This is a genomic window from Gordonia polyisoprenivorans NBRC 16320 = JCM 10675, from assembly GCF_000241325.1.
Taxonomy (GTDB): domain Bacteria; phylum Actinomycetota; class Actinomycetes; order Mycobacteriales; family Mycobacteriaceae; genus Gordonia; species Gordonia polyisoprenivorans.
Genome location: NZ_BAEI01000040.1, coordinates 1 through 16,283, shown reverse-complemented (window position 1 = coordinate 16,283; position 16,283 = coordinate 1). Strand labels below are relative to the sequence as shown.

The window sequence follows — 16,283 nt, the reverse complement described above, 5'->3', positions numbered from 1 at the left end:
GCCATGGTGGGGTTCTCGAACAGTCTCGGCGAGGAAGTCGGTCGTTATGGCATCGGAGTCTCACTCGTCTGCCCTTCGGAGGTCAACACCGACTACTTCGAACGGAACGATGCAGACATGGGGTGGTACCCCCGGATGTCGCAGTGGTTTCCGGTTCTGGAGCCCGAAGACGTCGCTCGACGAACTGTCCGGGCGATACGCACCAACCGGCGTGAGGCCATCTTTCCCTGGGAATGGCGCTGGCCACCTGGCTGCACAAGCGATTCCCGAAGATGGGGATCAGTGTTCTCAAAGCGCTCGGCTTGGCTTGTTCCGTCCACGCGTCATCCCGCCGGGGGAGCTGGCGGGCTTGCGAACAAGGCGAGAATGACAGCGTGGATCTGCACGACGGATTCGGCACGCGAACCCCGGAGCTGGAGCAGGTGGCTCACGGTGAGTCGTACGAAGATCTCGGTGATCGACTCCAGCGCGAATTCGTCGAGATCGGGCTTCCGAGAACGGATCTGATCGGCTACCACCTGCGTCGCCCGCCCGAGGACGACCTCTGAGTCGACGGTGACCAGCGACAGGAGTTCGCCGCCCTGGAGTCTGCCCGAGATGATCGACATCAGAAGCTCGTTGTCCTCACCAAGGGTCAGTGTGCGCTCCGCGGCGGCTGTGAGTCCGTCAACGATGTCCTGTTCGTCCGCGATGCCCTCGACGACCCCGTGGAGGAAGCGGTCTGCCTCGCGTGCGATCAGCGATGCCGCAAGCTGATCCCTGGTCCCGACCTCGTTGTAGAGGGTCGTACGGCTGATTCCGACCTCGCGCGCCACCCGGGACATGTTCACCGCGGACCATCCCCGTTCCACCACGAGATCGCGAGCGGAGTCGAGTATGCGATCGCGCAGCAGGTCGCGTACTTCGTCGTGGAAGCTCGGGGGCGTAGCCATGTGTCCATCATGCCCGAATTGGCATGCAGGCCTAAGGCGCCCGCCTGAGTGTTTGACACATTAGGCAATTATGTGTAGAAACAATACAGTTCATCTCACAGTGTCAACACACTGTGTCCGGCCGCACCGCCCCGCTTGGCCAGGACGGACAGAAGCGGCGACCGGCACACGGTCATCACAGGGACGTGTTCCTGTAGAGGCTCAATCAGCCACGTAATACCCACGCCCACAGACGATTGCGAGCATCCAATGAACGCTGAGGCGAGCGAGAAAGACACCGACTACGACGTCCTGGTGATCGGCTCCGGGTTCGGCGGCAGCGTCACCGCCCTTCGCCTGGCAGAGAAGGGCTACCGGGTCGGCGTTCTCGAAGCCGGCCGCAGATTCGACGATGCGGACTTCGCCAAGACCAGCTGGGACGTTCGACGATTCCTGTGGGCGCCGAAGCTGGGTGCGTACGGGATTCAGCGCATCCACCTACTTCGCGACTGTGTCATCTTGGCCGGGGCGGGAGTCGGGGGGGGCTCTCTCAACTACGCCAACACCCTTTACCAGCCGGGATCAGCATTCTTCGGCGATCCGCAGTGGGCGCACATCACAGACTGGGAAGACGAGCTGACGCCCTACTACGACCAGGCGCGTCGCATGCTGGGCGTGGTCACCAACCCGCACATGACGCCTGCCGACGAGATCATCCGGTCGGTGGCCGACGACATGAGTGTCGGCGACACGTTTGTCCAGACTCCGGTCGGGGTGTACTTCGGCGAGCCCGGTCGTACCGTGTCGGATCCCTACTTCGGTGGGGTCGGACCGGATCGCACCGGCTGCATCGAGTGCGGCGAGTGCATGACAGGTTGCCGTCACGGTGCCAAGAACACGCTGCTCAAGAACTACCTCGGGCTCGCCGAACGCGCTGGAGTGGTGGTGAATCCGCTGACCACCGTCACCGACGTGCGTCAGCGACCCGATGGCTCCTGGACAGTCGACACAGTCAAGACCGGTGCCTGGATTCGTAAGCGCGAGAAGGCGTTCACCGCTCACAATGTCGTCTTCGCGGCGGGTACCTGGGGTACCCAGCAGTTGCTGCACAAGCTCAAGGACTCCGGCCGCCTTCCTGAGCTCTCGACGCGACTGGGCGAGTTGACCAGGACCAACTCCGAGTCGATCCTCGGGGCCACCCGTTACCGCGTCGACGAATCCCTCGACCTCACCAAGGGCGTGGCGATCACGTCGTCGTTCTACCCCACGCCGGACACCCACGTCGAACCCGTCCGATACGGCAAGGGCTCCAACGCGATGGGGTTGTTGCAGGCGCCGATGACCGACGGCGACGGACGGTTGCCGCGATGGCTGCGATTCATCGGCGTCGCGCTCCGGGATCCACTCGCCACAGCACGTGTCCTGGCGGTGAAGGGCTGGAGCGAGCGGACCGTGATCGCACTGGTGATGCAAAACCTCGACAACTCGATCACCACTTTCACAAAGCGCGGTCTGTTCGGTCGCCGGCTCACCAGCAAGCAGGGGCACGGCGAGCCCAATCCCACCTGGATCCCCGCGGGCAACGAAGCCACGCGGCGCATCGCCGAGAAGATCGGCGGCACCTCCGCCGGAACGTGGGGCGAGGTGTTCAACGTGCCGATGACCGCACACTTCCTCGGCGGATGCGTGATCGGGGACGATGAGGACAACGGTGTGATCGACCCATATCACCGCGTGTACGGCTATCCGTCGCTGAGTGTGGTCGACGGTTCGGCCGTGTCCGCGAATCTGGGCGTCAACCCGTCGCTGACCATAGCTGCTCAGGCCGAGCGGGCCGCCGCGTTGTGGCCGAACAAGGGGGAGAAGGACCTTCGCCCGATCCAGGGTTCGGGTTATCGGCGCATCGAGCCCACCGAACCCCGGTCGCCGATCGTGCCGGTCTCGGCGCCTGGAGCGCTGCGACTGCCCATCATTCCTGTCCGTCGAGTGGCAGACGAGAAGATCTCGCGGGCCGCAACGCGTGAGAGCTCCGACGCCCGATGAGCGCACTCGCCCCCGAAACAGCGCTCCCGGAACGACGCCAATCGTCAACGCTCGCACCGGTTCTCAAGAAGGCGCGCCACGGTACCGAAATGGTCGGCGACTTCTTCCTCACCTTCTGGGGCATCGTCAAGATGCTCCCACGGCGTCCCTTCCAGTGGCGTGAGCTGGTGGCGCAGGCGTGGTTCATCGCGAGCGTATCGATTGTCCCGACCATGCTGATGTCGATCCCGTTCTGCGTCATGGTGGTGTTCCAGATCAACGTTCTGCTGAACGAGATCGGTGCGATCGACCTGTCCGGTGCGGGCGCGGGTGTGGCCGTCATCCGAGAGATCGGACCCATCGTCACGGTTCTCGTCGTCGCGGGCGCAGGTGCCACCGCGATCTGCGCCGATCTCGGTTCGCGCACCATCCGCGAAGAGATCGACGCCATGAAGGTGCTCGGTATCGACCCGATCCAGCGACTCGCAGTTCCGCGCGTGATCGCCTCCTGCGGCGTCGCGGTGTTCCTGAACGGCCTGGTGACCGCCATCGGCCTGGCCGGGGGATACGTGTACGGCGTCTTCCTCCAAGGTGCCACGCCGGGTCAATACATCACCGCGATCCCGATCCTCACCGGAATTCCCGACCTACTCATCAGCGAGCTCAAGGCCGGCATCTTCGGTCTGCTGGCCGCACTGGTGGCCTGCCATCTCGGCTTCAACGCGGGAGGCGGACCGAAGGGTGTCGGCGACGCCGTGAACCAGACCGTTGTCTTCAGCTTTGTGCTGCTGTTCCTCGCGAACGCGGTCATCACCACGCTCGCACTGCACTGAAGGCCTCGACATGACTGCGCGAACACAAGAGCAGGGACCACGTTGACATCGACTCAGATGCCCACCGAACCGTCGCGGCGACTGACCGACCGGTTGGACGCCGGGAAGGCGCTGAAGCCCGCCGAATCCTTCGGAGAGAAACTGGCGTTCTACGGGGTGGCGCTGCGGGCGGTACCCAAGGCGATGACCCACTATCGTCGCGAGACCTTGCGCCTGCTAGCTGAGGTGTCGCTCGGCGCAGGTGCACTCGCCATCATCGGCGGGACCGTCGTGATCATCGGATTCCTCACGGCTGCAGCCGGATACGAGGTCGGTCAACAGGGATCGAGTTCACTGGGGCGCGTCGGTGTGGAAGCGATGTCGGGCTTCATTTCCGCCTTCTTCAACACCCGCGAAGCGATCCCGGTCATTGCTGGCGTCGCACTCACGGCGACGGTGGGCTCCGGTTTCACTGCGCAACTCGGTGCCATGCGCGTGAGCGAGGAGATCGACGCGCTCGAGGTGATGTCGGTTCAGTCGCTGCCCTATCTGGTGTCGACGCGGATCGCGGCGGGACTCGCCGCTGTGGTGCCGCTGTACGCGATCGCCCTCTTCACCGGGTACGCCGCCACCAAGTTCGTGAGCGTGTTCCTGTCGGACCAGTCGCCGGGCACCTACGACCACTACTTCCGGCTGTTCTTGCAGCCCGGTGACATCGCGATCTCACTGTTGAAGGTGATCGTCATGGCGGTCGCCGTGATGGCGGTGCACTGCTACTACGGCTACAACGCCAGCGGTGGACCGGCCGGGGTCGGCGTCGCTGTCGGCCACGCCGTCCGCACGTCACTGATCATCATCATGATGGTCGACTTCATCGTCGGTATCGCCTTGTACGGCGGCGTCCACGCGACTGTGCGGGTGTCGGGATGATCGAACACTCACGCAGACAACACCTGCTGTACGCGTTCGTCGCCTTCGCCGTGGTGGTGGGCGTCGTCGTGGCTGCGCTGATGTCGTACAACGGCAGGTTCCAGGCCACCGGGTCCATCTACCTGAACGCCCCGCGCACGGGGCTGCTGCTGGTGCCTGGATCGGACGTCAAGCTGTACGGCGTAGTGATCGGTCGTGTCGCATCTGTCGACGTGTACGGCGATCACGCTCGCATCGAGCTGGCGGTGGAGGAAGACCAGCTCGGCGATCTGCCGACGAACGTCCGGGCGGAGATGGAGCCGACCACGCTCTTCGGCCGCAAGTACGTCGCGCTGACGATGCCGGAGCAGCCGGCGGCATCGACGTTGAGCGCCGGTGCCACCATCGACACCTCGCAAACGCCGGTCGAGGTCTACGACACTTTCGAGTTGCTTGTCGGAATTCTCGACCGTGTGGACCCGGCGCGGGTGAATGCAACCCTGACCGCTGTGCAGACCGGCACCGTCGATCGGGGCGAGAAGCTCGGCGAGCTGGTCGACTCGGTGAACACCTACCTCGCGACCTTCAACAAGTCACTGCCAACTCTGCAACGGGATCTCGAGCTCGGTGCGGACAATCTCGACACATTCGCCGGACTGTCACCGGACCTGATGGCCACCGTCCGTCACCTCACCACCACCTCGAAGACGATTGTGGAGAACCAGTCGCAGCTGACTGCGTTCCTGTTGAGCTTCACCGAGTTCGGGAACACCGGCAACCGGTTCATGACTAACGCGGGCACGCCACTGGTGAAGGCCGCCGACGCCCTGGCGCCGCCGGCGCAGGTGCTCGGAGACTACGGACCGATCTACCCGTGCTTCCTGGACGGACTGAACACGAGCCGCAAATATCTCGAGCGGGCGTTCGGCGGAGCGAGACCGGGCCTCGACATCGTCGGCACCCTGCTCATCGGCGACCCGCCATACCGACCGGGCATCGACGCGCCCGAACACACGGCAGGAACGGCGGGACCGAGCTGCTACGGCTACCCGCGCGCACCCGGCGAAAAGGGGCCGGGGCACGTCGACTTCGACGACGGCAGTCACGCGTACCGCGATGTGAAGTCGATCGAAGACGTCATCGGAAACCCGTTCGCCTCGATGATCTACGGAATGACGAAATGACAATCACCGGACCGGCCATCAAGCTGGGGATCTTTCTCGCTGTCAGCTCGCTGATCACCTCGGCTCTGTTCGTGATCGTCGGCGACCTGCGTTTCGGTCCGACAACGGTTTTCCGCGCTCAGTTCATGTCCGCATCCGGCCTGCGGACCGGCGACGACGTCAAGGTGGCCGGTGTGGTGGTCGGGAAGGTCACCGATGTGGACATCGTGGACTCCGGTGCGGCTGCGCAGACGGGTCTGGGAGCAGAGGTCCGTATGGACGTCGACTCCCACATCCCGGTGACGACCACCACCAACGCCTACATCAGGTACAAGAACCTGATCGGTGATCGGTACCTCGAGCTGAAGACCGACCCCGGAGACGTGGGTAGGAGGCGGTCAGCCGACAGCGTGATCCCGGTATCGCAGACCAAGCCGGCTCTCGACATGGATGCACTCGTCAACGGGTTCAAACCCCTACTGACCGGGGTGAATCCAGAGCAGACCAACAAGCTGTCCGCTGCGCTGGTCTCGGTACTCAACGGCCGCACAGCCGATATCAGCGATCTGATCACCCAAATGGGTGAACTCGGCGAAACCATCGCCGATCGCGACGCGACGATCGGATCGGTGGTCACCGATCTGAACACCGTGCTCGTAACGGTAGCGGATCGCCGGGAGGCCTTCGGCAGCGTCGTCGTCCAGTTGCAGGAGCTGGTCTCCGAGCTTGCCGGTGATCGCCGGCTGATCGCCGACGGCCTCACGAACATCGCGGGCGCGACCACCGAGCTCGACGAGCTGCTGTCCCGAGCCCGCCCCGATCTCACCTCCGACATCGAGCATCTGCGCGGTCTGGCCCAGAACCTGAACAGCAACACTTCAACGATCAACATGCTGCTCGCGAAGATGCCGGAGGCCTATCGGCTTCTGGGCAGGTCGTCGGGCTACGGCAGTTTTGTGAACTTCTTCGTGTGCGGCCTCGCGATCCGCTATCCGACGCTCGACGGCGGACATGCGGACACACCGATGGTCCAAGTCCCAGCTCGGCGCTGTAAGTGAGGGAGACAACCAGATGAGGTCAAAACATCATGAGATCTGACGACTCCCGCCGTCGAATCCGGGCCGGTCTAATCGGAATCGGCGCGATACTCGCGGTTCTCGCGCTCGCGTTCAACTACCGCTCGATTCCGTTCCTGCCCGGCGTGACCGTCGTGGTCGCCGAGTTCTCCGACGCCAGTGGCCTGAATCCCGACGACGAAGTGCACATCGCCGGCGTGGCCGCGGGGAGTGTGCAGTCGATCGAGCTCGCCGAGGACCACGTCGACGTGACGATGCGGCTCACCGACGGCTGGGAGAAGCTCGGTTCCGAGACCACGGCCTCGATCAAGGTCGAGACCGCGCTCGGGCGTCGCTTCGTCCAACTCACGACCGCCGGCCCCGGCGAGCTCGGCGACCGAATCCCGGTGTCGCGGACAAGTTCCGGCTTCGACCTCACCGAGTCACTCGACCAGCTCACCGAGACCGTCGGAGACACCGACAAGAAGAGCGTCGTCGACGCGGTCGAGAGCCTCGACAAGGTCATGAACGATCTCCCGTCCGACATCGGCGGCTCCCTGGAGAACGTCGCCGCTGCGGCACGGACGGTGTCGTCGCGCGATGCCGGAATCCGGACGCTTCTGCAGAAGGCCGATTCGGTTTCCGACGTGCTGGCCGAGCGAAAGGGCAACATCACCAGGCTCATCGACGACGGGTCGGTGCTGTTCGAGACCCTCGTCGATCGGGCCGAGGTGATCCGCAGGCTGCTCACCAGCCTGCGCGCAGTATCCACCGAGATAGAGACGTTCGTCCATGACACCGGATCGTCCACCCCACAGATGCTCGAGGAGGTCCGTCAGGTGACGGCCACGCTCAACGCCAACTACGCCAACCTCGAAAAGTCGATCAAGGGGATGCGCACATTCGTCATGCAATTCGCCGACGTCCTGGGCAGCGGACCGTTCTTCTCAGTACTGCTCCAGAACATCACGCCGGCCAATCTCCGCGGCCAGCAGCCGGGCAGTCCGGGAGGCGGGCGATGAGCACGTCATCAGCCGTCAACCGACTCGGCGGGCCCGCGGTCATCGCCCTCGTCATCGTCGCCATGGTGGCCGTGACCGCGGCGAAGGTATGGGAGAGCACGCACACCTCACGGGCCACAATCTGGTTCACGGACGGCACCGGGCTGTTCGTCGGCGATCCGGTCAAGATGCGCGGCGTCACCATCGGCACTGTCGAAGCAGTGGAGGCCACACCGGCGAAGGTTCGCGTCGAGGTCTCGTACGACGACTCGGCGTACGTGGACTCCGAGGCACGGGCGGCGATCGTGGCGCCGACCCTCGTCTCCGGTCGGTATGTTCAGTTCGTCAACCCGGTCAAGCGATCGCCGGCTGGTGCGCTGGAAGACGATGCCGTGGTGGAGGTCGGCCGGACCGCGGTCCCGGTCGGGTACGACGAGATCAAGAAGCAGGTGACCGACCTCGCGCACCAACTCGGACCTTCCACCGGCGATGAGAAGGGGGCGCTCAGCCGACTCATCGACACCTCGGCCGGTGCGCTCGACACCAGCGGCGGCTCACTCCGGAAGTCGGTCGATGCGCTCTCCGACGCGATGAGGACGCTCTCCGCGGCCGGCCCCGACCTGTTCAGCACAGTCCGCAATCTCCAGCAGGTCGTCACCGCGCTGCGCACCGCCGACCAGCAGATCGTCGGTTTCGCCTCGCAACTCGACGACGCGTCGGCCGTGCTCGACGACAATCGGACGCAACTCGATGCCGCGATCCGTGCCCTCAACTCGATGGCCCCACGCCTGCGCGACTACTTGAAGCAGAACCAGGGTGCGCTAAGCCGTGACGTCAAGGACCTCACCAGGGTGTCCCGACTGCTCGTCGACAGGCAGGACGATCTGGCTCAGATCCTGCACACGGCGCCGACCGCGCTGTCGAACCTCTACAACATCTACGACCCGGACTCGAACTCACTGACGGCCGGTCTCGCGGTGGCCGACTTCCCGGATCCGGTGTCGCTCATCTGTGCACTGCTGACAACCGTGGACGCTCCCAAGTCGGAATGCCAGAAGGCCGAGACCACCCTGACCCGGGTCATCACGTCCGAGATGGCACGCTCGACCGGTCGCCCCGAGGAGGGAGGACGCTGATGGGACACAAGCGCTTTCACGTCGGCGCGGGACTGATCGCGGCGGCCGTCGCGATGTCGACGGTGGCGGGCTGTCGGTTCGACGGCGCCAACTCGTTGTCACTGCCAGGCGACGCCGTCTCCGGTGACAGCTACAGCATCACCGTCCAGTTAGCCGACGTGCAGAACCTGGTGTCGAACTCCCTGGTCAAGCTCGACAACGCGAATGTCGGGCAGATCCGGTCCATCACAGTGCGCGAGTCGTTCGCCGAAGTGGACGTGGAGCTCTCCGAGGGAGTGGAGATCCCGAACGGTTCGACCGTGAAGCTGGCACAGACCTCGGTGCTGGGCGCGCAGTACCTGGAGTTCATTCCTCCCGCGGAGCAGACGCCGGGCAAGCTGTTGCCCGGCGACACACTCGATGTCAACAGCTCCGCAGCCTATCCGTCGACCGAGTCGGTGCTGGCGGCCTTGTCGCTGATCCTCAACGGCAGTGGCCTCGAACAGCTCCGGTCGATCATGACCGAGCTCAACGACGCCACCGATGGCCGCACAGCCGCTGCCAACCGAGCGATATCTCAACTCAAGACCTTCGTCTCCGGACTACACAAGCAACGTGATGACATCGGCCGCGCCATCGATTCGCTCGGCAAGCTCAGCGCCACGCTGGCCGATCAGAGTTCGACCGTGGCGGAGGGCATCGACAACCTGGAACCCGCCCTGACCGTGCTGGCGGACCAACGCGAGGAGCTGGTCACGATGCTCGATCGCGTAGGAGTGTTCGGCGCAAAGGTGGGCAGCGTGATCGCACGCAGCAACGCCGATCTGAACTCCATTGCCGCGGAACTCCGTCCCGCACTGAAGGGGCTCGAGGAGTCCGGCGACGACCTGGTCGGCTCGCTCATCGTCGGGCTCACCGTTCCGTTCCCGGTGACCGTCATCGACAAGGGAATGAAGGGTGACTACCAGAACCTCTTCCTGACCCTCGACCTGTCGGTGGGCGCCATACGCGACAAGGTGCTCGGCAGTATTCCCAAGGTGGCCCTGGCCAGGATGGCGACCTCGCGGCAAGCCGCGGACCCACTCCGCGCTCCATTCGGACTGCGCACCCCCACAACGGATCACAGCCCATCGAAAAAGACCTCACCGCAGCCCGCCGGGATGGGGGGCCCCCGATGAAACTCACCAGACTGGTGCGATGGCAGCTCGTCGTATTCGCTGTCCTCACCGTGGTCAGCGTAGTCTACGGGACTGTCACCTACGTCGGCATCGGTCGGGTCACCGGCATCGGATCGTATCGCGTGGTCGCCGAGTTCGACACCGCCGGCGGCATTTACGAGACCGGACTGGTGACCTATCGAGGTGTAACCGTGGGACGGGTGGATTCGGTAGACGTCGATCTGGCCGACTTGTCGGCGCCGGTTCGCATCACCCTGCGCATCGATTCGGACAACACGATCCCGCGAAACAGTGCGGCGCACATCAGGAGTCAGTCTGCGGTCGGGGAACAATACGTGGATCTGATTCCCCGCGACAACGGCGGGCCCGCGCTGACGGACGGAGACGTGTTGTCGGCCAAGGGCAATGAGGCGCCCACGCCCACCAAAGACGTCCTGGAGAGGACCATGAACCTCGTTGCGACGATCTCGCCCCAGAATCTGGAGACGACCGTCGACGAGGTGTCCGACGGGCTAGGACAGACCGGTGATCGCCTGGCTCGGTTGATCGACGCATCACAGCGGCTGCTCGAGTTGGCGCAGATCGATATCGGCCCCACCACCCGGCTGATCGACGACGCCGAACCGCTGTTGACCACTGGCAACCGGGTGGCCGCCGACCTGACCTCTGCGGTGGCGAACCTCGCGTCGTTCACCGATCAGCTCGCGCTGAGCGATGAACACTTGCGGACTCTGCTGACCCAGACCCCGTCGGCAGCCGACCAGGTGTCGGCCACCCTGACCGAGCTGACGCCTACGCTGCCGACGCTGCTCGCCGACCTCCAGTCCGTGGGACAGGTGCTGCGCGTCAACGTCCCCAACCTCCGGCACATCCTGACCGTCTATCCGGCGTTCACGTCGGGAACCCTGAACTCGGTCGACGGCTACGCGCTCGGCCAGAGTCCGCAGGCTCCACTCGACATCAAGCTCGGAAACACGCTGAACCCGCCCCCGTGCACCGAGGGATATGGCGGCAGCCGACGTCGTGACGCATCGGACATGCGGACTGTGCCGGTGGTTCCGGACCAGTACTGCGACGCGCGCCCCGACAACCCGAAGGTGGCGCGTGGCGCCCGGAACGTCCCGTGCGCGACCGACCCCCGCGTGAGGACTCCCTTAGTGGCCGATTGCCCCGGGGGACTTCCGTCCACGTGGCCGGAGATGTTGTCGCGTCCGCACTCTATGGGCGACGCCGGCGGTGACCCAGGGGCGAAGAGGGTGCCGAAGCGCTTACGTACAGCGTCGAAGCCGGTGCCGTATTCGGAGACCACCGGAAGGTTCCGAGGGCCCGACGGGGTGACGTACTTCGTGGGAACACCCACCAACTCAGCTTCGGCGAAAGGAAAGGCGACATGGCAGTCGTTACTGATCAAGTAGAGGCCACCGGTCCGGAAGTCGACGACGACGCGGTCGGCCCGGAGAGCGCCGGCGAAGGGGCGGGCACTGCTCCACTCCGGTCCGTGGTCACCGTGTGGGCGCTGGTGGCGGCCCTCGTGGCGGTGCTCGCGCTGCTCGGCGTGAAGGGCACCGATCTCTATCAGGCCAAGCAGGACGAGAAGCGGAACTCTGAGGTACTCGACGTCACCCGCGAGGTGGTCGCCGGACTCGTCAGCCTCGACTACCGCCGGTCGAAGGCCGACCTGGATCGGATCAAGTCCGTCGCCACCGGATCCTTTCAGCAGCAGTTTGAACAGCTGGCGACGTCGTTCGAGCAGGTCCTTTCCTCCGGCGAGGTCCTCTCGACTGGATCGGTCAAGGAGGCGGGGATCATCACCGCCGACGACGACGCCGCGCAGGTCCTGGCCGCGGTCAGCTCGATCGTCAAGAACACCGAGGCACCCGACGGGCAGCAACGCGTCTATCGGATGAAGGTGGATCTGACGGCCGCCGACCATGCGTGGAAGGTCAGCAACGTGGAGTTCGTGTCATGAACGCGGGGAGCGCGGACCAAGAGGCGTCGACCGACGCGAAGGCGGCAGAACCGAGGAGGAAGCCATGAACAAGGTTGTGGAGCAAGATATCTCATCCGAGTTCGCCGAGGCGGAGGTGGATCGCGACGTCGACACCGACGCGGCGCCTACCGACGGCGCCGAGAAGCAGGACAAGGTGCGCGGCGGTCATGTCAAACGACTCGGCCCCGTCGTTGTGAGCTGGCCCGCCAGACTTTCGACAAAGGCGCGTAACGGGTTGGTCAGGGTGCTGGCGGCACTCGTGATCGCCGGCGCCGGTGGACTCGGCTACGTGTGGTTCGCGACGAGCGCGGCGACGACGGAGGCATCGGCGGGGCAGTCCGCGCTTGCATCGGCACGTACCGACATCCCCAAACTGCTCAGTTATGACTACCGAACAGTCGACACCGCGCTGCCCGAAGCTGCCGAGACCATGCTGACCGGCAGGTTCCTCGACGAATACACCCAACTGGGCGAATCAGTTATTCAACCTGCTGCCAAGAAGGAGCAGATCGTCACGAACGCCGAGGTGGTCGACGCCGCACTCGTCGCGTCGGACGCCGATCACGCAACCGTCCTGCTCTTCGTCAACCAGACGACGTCCAAGAAGGACGCTGAGGGGCCGCGACTCGACGGCAGCCGCATTCGCGTCCAGATGGCCAAGGACGGCGATCGCTGGAAGATCTCCGAATTCACACCGGTGTAGCCGCGGAAACCCTGAGCCATCCACACCACACCATGGAGAACAACTCATGACTCTCACCACCGATTTCACCACAGTCGCGGAGCTCGACAGTGCGCTGCTACGACTCAGCGCAGGCGAGCGCCGGTGGGCAGACCTCCCGCTGACCCGGCGCGCCGACCTTCTGCAACAGGTGGCGCACCAGGCGGCCGAGCAGGCATCGGATTGGGTTGAGGCCGCGTGCCGTGCGAAGCGGATCTCGCCCTCATCGCCGCTCGCAGGCGAAGAATGGCTGTCGGGGCCGTACCCGGTCATCACGAACGCTGCCACGCTGGCCCGTTCTCTGCGCGACCTGAGCTGCGGCGACAGTCCCATCGCCCACGTACCGACTTCCGTCGCTCCCGGCGGTCGTGTTGCGCTCGACGTCTTTCCCCATCAGATCTGGGATCGGCTACTGCTGTCGGGCGTCTCGGCCAAGGTCTGGCTGAAGCCGGGGGTGAGTGTCACCCAGGCGCGGTCGGCGGCGGGATTGGCGCAACTCGACCCCGCGACGACGCACGGCATGTCAGTCGTCCTCGGCGCCGGCAACATCACCTCGATCGCCGTGCTGGACACCCTGTACGAGCTGATCGCGCACAATCGCGTCGTGATCCTCAAACTGAACCCCGTCTTGGGCGAGATGTTCGACGCGATCAACGCCGTCCTGCGACCCCTGTCCGAGCGCGGCTTCGTGGAGGTCGTCAGGGGCGGTGTCGAGGTCGGCTCGTATCTCGTCGATCACCCGAATGTGGCGCATGTCCACATCACCGGAAGCTCGGCAAGTCACGACGCCATCGTCTTCGGCACCGGCCCGGAAGGCGAGGCCCGTCGCCGGGCCGGCGTACCGAAGCTCGGCAAGACCATCACCAGTGAACTCGGCGGCGTATCACCCACCGTCGTCGTCCCCACCGGGTGGTCGGCCAAGGACATCCGTTTCCAGGCGGAGCACCTGGCCACCCAGCGTCTGCACAACGGCGGCTACAACTGCATCGCCGCCCAGGTTGCCGTGATCCCGTCCGAGTGGTCCAAGAAAGGGGAGTTCCTCCGGGAACTCCGCGACCAGATCGACAAGGCTCCCGCGCGGCCAGCCTATTACCCCGGAAGCGACCAACGGGTCGCCGCGGCAGCCGACCGGCACGCCACGGCCAACGCACGCGAGAACGGCCGGCTGCTGATCGAGGGGCTCTCACCGGACCAGGTGGCCGAGGCCTTCACCGTGGAGTACTTCTCGCCCGTGCTGGCCGTCGTGGAGATCCCCGGAGACGGGATTGCCTACCTCCGGGCAGCGAGCCGCTTCGTCAATGAGCGGCTCGAGGGCACTCTCGGCGCCAACGTCTTGGTGCACCCGAGATACCGCCGCAAGCTCGGTCGAGAGTTCGAGTGGTTCGTGGAATCGCTCCGCTACGGCACGATTGCGATCAACGCGTGGACGGGGGTCGGTTATCTCACCGCAGCAGCACCATGGGGCGGCTTTCCCGGTGCGACCCTCGTCGATGTCGAGAGCGGAATCGGATTGGTACACAACGCATCACTGGTGGACGACACAGAGCGCACGGTCGTGACCGGCCCGTTCCGCCCGCTGAGCCGATCTCTGATCACCGGCCAGCTGTCGATCACGCCGAAGCCGGCGTGGTTCGTCAGGAACACGCATGCGCACCATGTAGGCCGAAAGATGGTTGCATTCGCGGCAGATCCGAAGGCCACCCGGCTGCCGTCGCTCTTTGCGTCCGCCTTACGCGGCTGACGCACCGCGCGCAGCGAGGTGCCCCGTCACGAAGCGTACGGGGTGTGGTGCGTCCACCTCAGGCCGGCTCGAGCGCCCGCTTGGCCTTCTCCAACGCGGCGAGCGTGCGCAACACGGAGTCGCGCTTCGCGGTCAGGTCGGACACCTTGGCCTTGCCACTCAAGCCGCCATCCTTCTGCGCGACCTGCAGACGTTCCTCGATCTCGGTGAGCTGCGCCAGGAGGCTCTGCGCCCGGCTCATGAGCTCGGCGCGGTCGGGTCGTGAGACGTTCGCCGGCCCGGCGACGCCGGACCTGACATTCTGCGGCTTGGTGGCCACCGCCTTCCCGCCTGCCTTCGTGGGCAGTCGTCGTCGCGGTTCGACGCTTCGCCGCCGGGAAGCAGCAGGGGGAGTCTGCGTGCGCGTCTGGTTGAGCACCGTCCGCGCCTCTCGCCGCGGAACTCCGCGATTTCGTCGGTGGACGAGCACCACACGCAAACACTCGAAGTGGTTTCGGTCACGAACGCATCGGCAGCAGCGGGATTCACGGGGAAAAGAGTACGAAACAAAGTTTTTCACCCGGAAATCGGGTTTCCGGTACACCGTATCCCGCCGCTGACTTGACCCGCCGGACCGTCCCCGACGCGCTGTTCATCGTCGTCGAGCAACTCGGACCCACCCTCGTCGTTGCGGACACGAGCTCGAGCCGGCGGCGGGGCAGTGGCGTTTACCGGCCACCCCCGGCGGGAACCTCATCTGCGTGCGATTACCTTCGGTACAGATGACGACGTGTCGGGCTGGAACAACCGGCCCTGCTCGACGGTGACGACCGTGTACCTGGCCGAGGCATTGCTGGTTGTGGCGGAGGGTCAGCAACCTCCGGGTCTGATGCCGGCCCGGCAGCAGATGGCGGTGTCCCTGGGCTGGCACATCGTCCTTGCGTGTTTCGGGGTGGCGTTCCCGACGATGATCTTCGTGATGCGCCGTCGCGGCATCGTGCGCGACGGCCCTGTCGCAATGGGACTGGCCCGACGGTGGGCCAAGGTGTCGGCAGTGCTGTTCGCGATCGGCGCGGTCTCGGGCACGATCCTCAGCTTCGAGATGGGTCTGCTGTGGCCCGGTTTGATGGGCCGGTTCGGTGACGTGCTGGGATTGCCATTCGCGTTCGAAGGGCTGTCGTTCTTCGTCGAGGCGATCTTCCTCGGGATCTACCTCTACGGCTGGGACCGCATGCCGCCTCGACGCCATCTGCTGATGCTGATTCCGATGGGCATCGCCGGGGTCGTCGGGACGTTCTGCGTGGTCTCGGTCAATGAGGTTCCCCCCGAACCGTAGAGGCATCGATAGTGAGGAGCACGATGCCAGAGAAGCGGAAGAAGTACGACCGGGAGTTTCGTGATGGGGCGGTCCGGATCGTCGAGGAGACAGGTAAGCCGATCGCCCAGGTCGCTCGAGACCTGGGGGTCAACGAGGGCACCTTGGGTAACTGGGTCAACCGGGCGCGCGCCGAGCGGGAGGGCCGCGGCGAGCTGACCGTTGATGACGCTGCTGAGCTCAAACGGTTGCGTGACGAGGTCGCTGAGCTGCGCATGGAGCGTGATGTCCTCAAGCGATCAGTGGTCCTGTGGGTGAAGGAGGCGGGCCCAATCCCCGGGTGAGGCAACGGGTTTGCACATCACCCGGGG

16 protein-coding genes are annotated in these 16,283 nt (G+C 65.0%); 14 read left to right on the top strand and 2 right to left on the bottom strand.

The genetic code is table 11. The features are described from left to right. Positions 1-323 precede the first annotated feature (323 nt). A complete protein-coding gene (locus tag GOPIP_RS11615; protein ID WP_005201328.1) occupies positions 324-932 on the bottom strand; it encodes a TetR/AcrR family transcriptional regulator in 609 nt (202 codons plus the stop codon). A gap of 249 nt (positions 933-1,181) precedes the next feature. Between GOPIP_RS11615 and GOPIP_RS11610 the strand changes: the two genes are divergently transcribed. The 12 genes from GOPIP_RS11610 to GOPIP_RS11555 all read left to right on the top strand — a co-directional run bounded on the left by GOPIP_RS11610 (position 1,182) and on the right by GOPIP_RS11555 (position 14,618). Next, positions 1,182-2,954 (top strand): GMC oxidoreductase, encoded by a 1,773-nt coding sequence (locus GOPIP_RS11610; protein ID WP_005201331.1) that lies wholly within the window; start codon positions 1,182-1,184, stop codon positions 2,952-2,954. Beyond that, positions 2,951-3,766 carry an MlaE family ABC transporter permease gene (locus tag GOPIP_RS11605; RefSeq protein ID WP_005201333.1) on the top strand — a complete coding sequence of 272 codons (816 nt, stop codon included), beginning with the start codon at positions 2,951-2,953 and terminating at the stop codon, positions 3,764-3,766. Before GOPIP_RS11610 ends, GOPIP_RS11605 begins: the two co-directional genes overlap by 4 nt. Positions 3,767-3,823: 57 nt before the next feature. After that, the gene (locus GOPIP_RS11600) at positions 3,824-4,675 is read left to right on the top strand and encodes an MlaE family ABC transporter permease (RefSeq protein WP_006369842.1); all 852 of its coding nucleotides are present in this window, start codon (positions 3,824-3,826) and stop codon (positions 4,673-4,675) included. Then, positions 4,672-5,838, top strand: coding sequence for an MCE family protein (locus GOPIP_RS11595; RefSeq protein ID WP_005201337.1), 1,167 nt, complete (start codon positions 4,672-4,674; stop codon positions 5,836-5,838). Before GOPIP_RS11600 ends, GOPIP_RS11595 begins: the two co-directional genes overlap by 4 nt. Beyond that, on the top strand, positions 5,835-6,875 hold the full coding sequence (locus GOPIP_RS11590) for an MCE family protein (RefSeq protein ID WP_005201339.1): 1,041 nt from the start codon (positions 5,835-5,837) through the stop codon (positions 6,873-6,875). Before GOPIP_RS11595 ends, GOPIP_RS11590 begins: the two co-directional genes overlap by 4 nt. A gap of 29 nt (positions 6,876-6,904) precedes the next feature. After that, positions 6,905-7,894: an MCE family protein gene (locus tag GOPIP_RS11585; protein ID WP_005201341.1), complete on the top strand. Its 990-nt coding sequence runs from the start codon at positions 6,905-6,907 to the stop codon at positions 7,892-7,894. Continuing rightward, positions 7,891-9,009 carry an MCE family protein gene (locus GOPIP_RS11580; RefSeq protein WP_005201342.1) on the top strand — a complete coding sequence of 373 codons (1,119 nt, stop codon included), beginning with the start codon at positions 7,891-7,893 and terminating at the stop codon, positions 9,007-9,009. Before GOPIP_RS11585 ends, GOPIP_RS11580 begins: the two co-directional genes overlap by 4 nt. Then, entirely contained in the window at positions 9,009-10,166 is a 1,158-nt protein-coding gene (locus GOPIP_RS11575; protein WP_006369841.1) for an MCE family protein, read from the top strand. Before GOPIP_RS11580 ends, GOPIP_RS11575 begins: the two co-directional genes overlap by 1 nt. Next, on the top strand, positions 10,163-11,581 hold the full coding sequence (locus GOPIP_RS11570; RefSeq protein WP_005201346.1) for an MCE family protein: 1,419 nt from the start codon (positions 10,163-10,165) through the stop codon (positions 11,579-11,581). The genes GOPIP_RS11575 and GOPIP_RS11570 overlap by 4 nt, the downstream gene beginning before the upstream one ends. Continuing rightward, positions 11,557-12,135 carry an Rv1363c family protein gene (locus GOPIP_RS11565; protein WP_005201349.1) on the top strand — a complete coding sequence of 193 codons (579 nt, stop codon included), beginning with the start codon at positions 11,557-11,559 and terminating at the stop codon, positions 12,133-12,135. The genes GOPIP_RS11570 and GOPIP_RS11565 overlap by 25 nt, the downstream gene beginning before the upstream one ends. A gap of 64 nt (positions 12,136-12,199) precedes the next feature. Next, on the top strand, positions 12,200-12,859 hold the full coding sequence (locus tag GOPIP_RS11560) for an Rv1363c family protein (RefSeq protein WP_005201351.1): 660 nt from the start codon (positions 12,200-12,202) through the stop codon (positions 12,857-12,859). 46 nt (positions 12,860-12,905) lie between these two features. Beyond that, the gene (locus GOPIP_RS11555) at positions 12,906-14,618 is read left to right on the top strand and encodes an aldehyde dehydrogenase family protein (protein ID WP_006369840.1); all 1,713 of its coding nucleotides are present in this window, start codon (positions 12,906-12,908) and stop codon (positions 14,616-14,618) included. Positions 14,619-14,676: 58 nt separating this feature from the next. On the opposite strand, the gene GOPIP_RS11550 is transcribed toward GOPIP_RS11555, so the two are convergent. Next, positions 14,677-14,937, bottom strand: a complete 261-nt coding sequence (locus GOPIP_RS11550) for a hypothetical protein (protein WP_010844852.1) — start codon at positions 14,935-14,937, stop codon at positions 14,677-14,679. A gap of 450 nt (positions 14,938-15,387) precedes the next feature. Between GOPIP_RS11550 and GOPIP_RS11545 the strand changes: the two genes are divergently transcribed. Beyond that, positions 15,388-15,933: a cytochrome ubiquinol oxidase subunit I gene (locus GOPIP_RS11545; RefSeq protein WP_005201356.1), complete on the top strand. Its 546-nt coding sequence runs from the start codon at positions 15,388-15,390 to the stop codon at positions 15,931-15,933. A gap of 23 nt (positions 15,934-15,956) precedes the next feature. Beyond that, positions 15,957-16,256 carry a transposase gene (locus GOPIP_RS11540; protein WP_006369839.1) on the top strand — a complete coding sequence of 100 codons (300 nt, stop codon included), beginning with the start codon at positions 15,957-15,959 and terminating at the stop codon, positions 16,254-16,256. Positions 16,257-16,283: the final 27 nt, after the last annotated feature.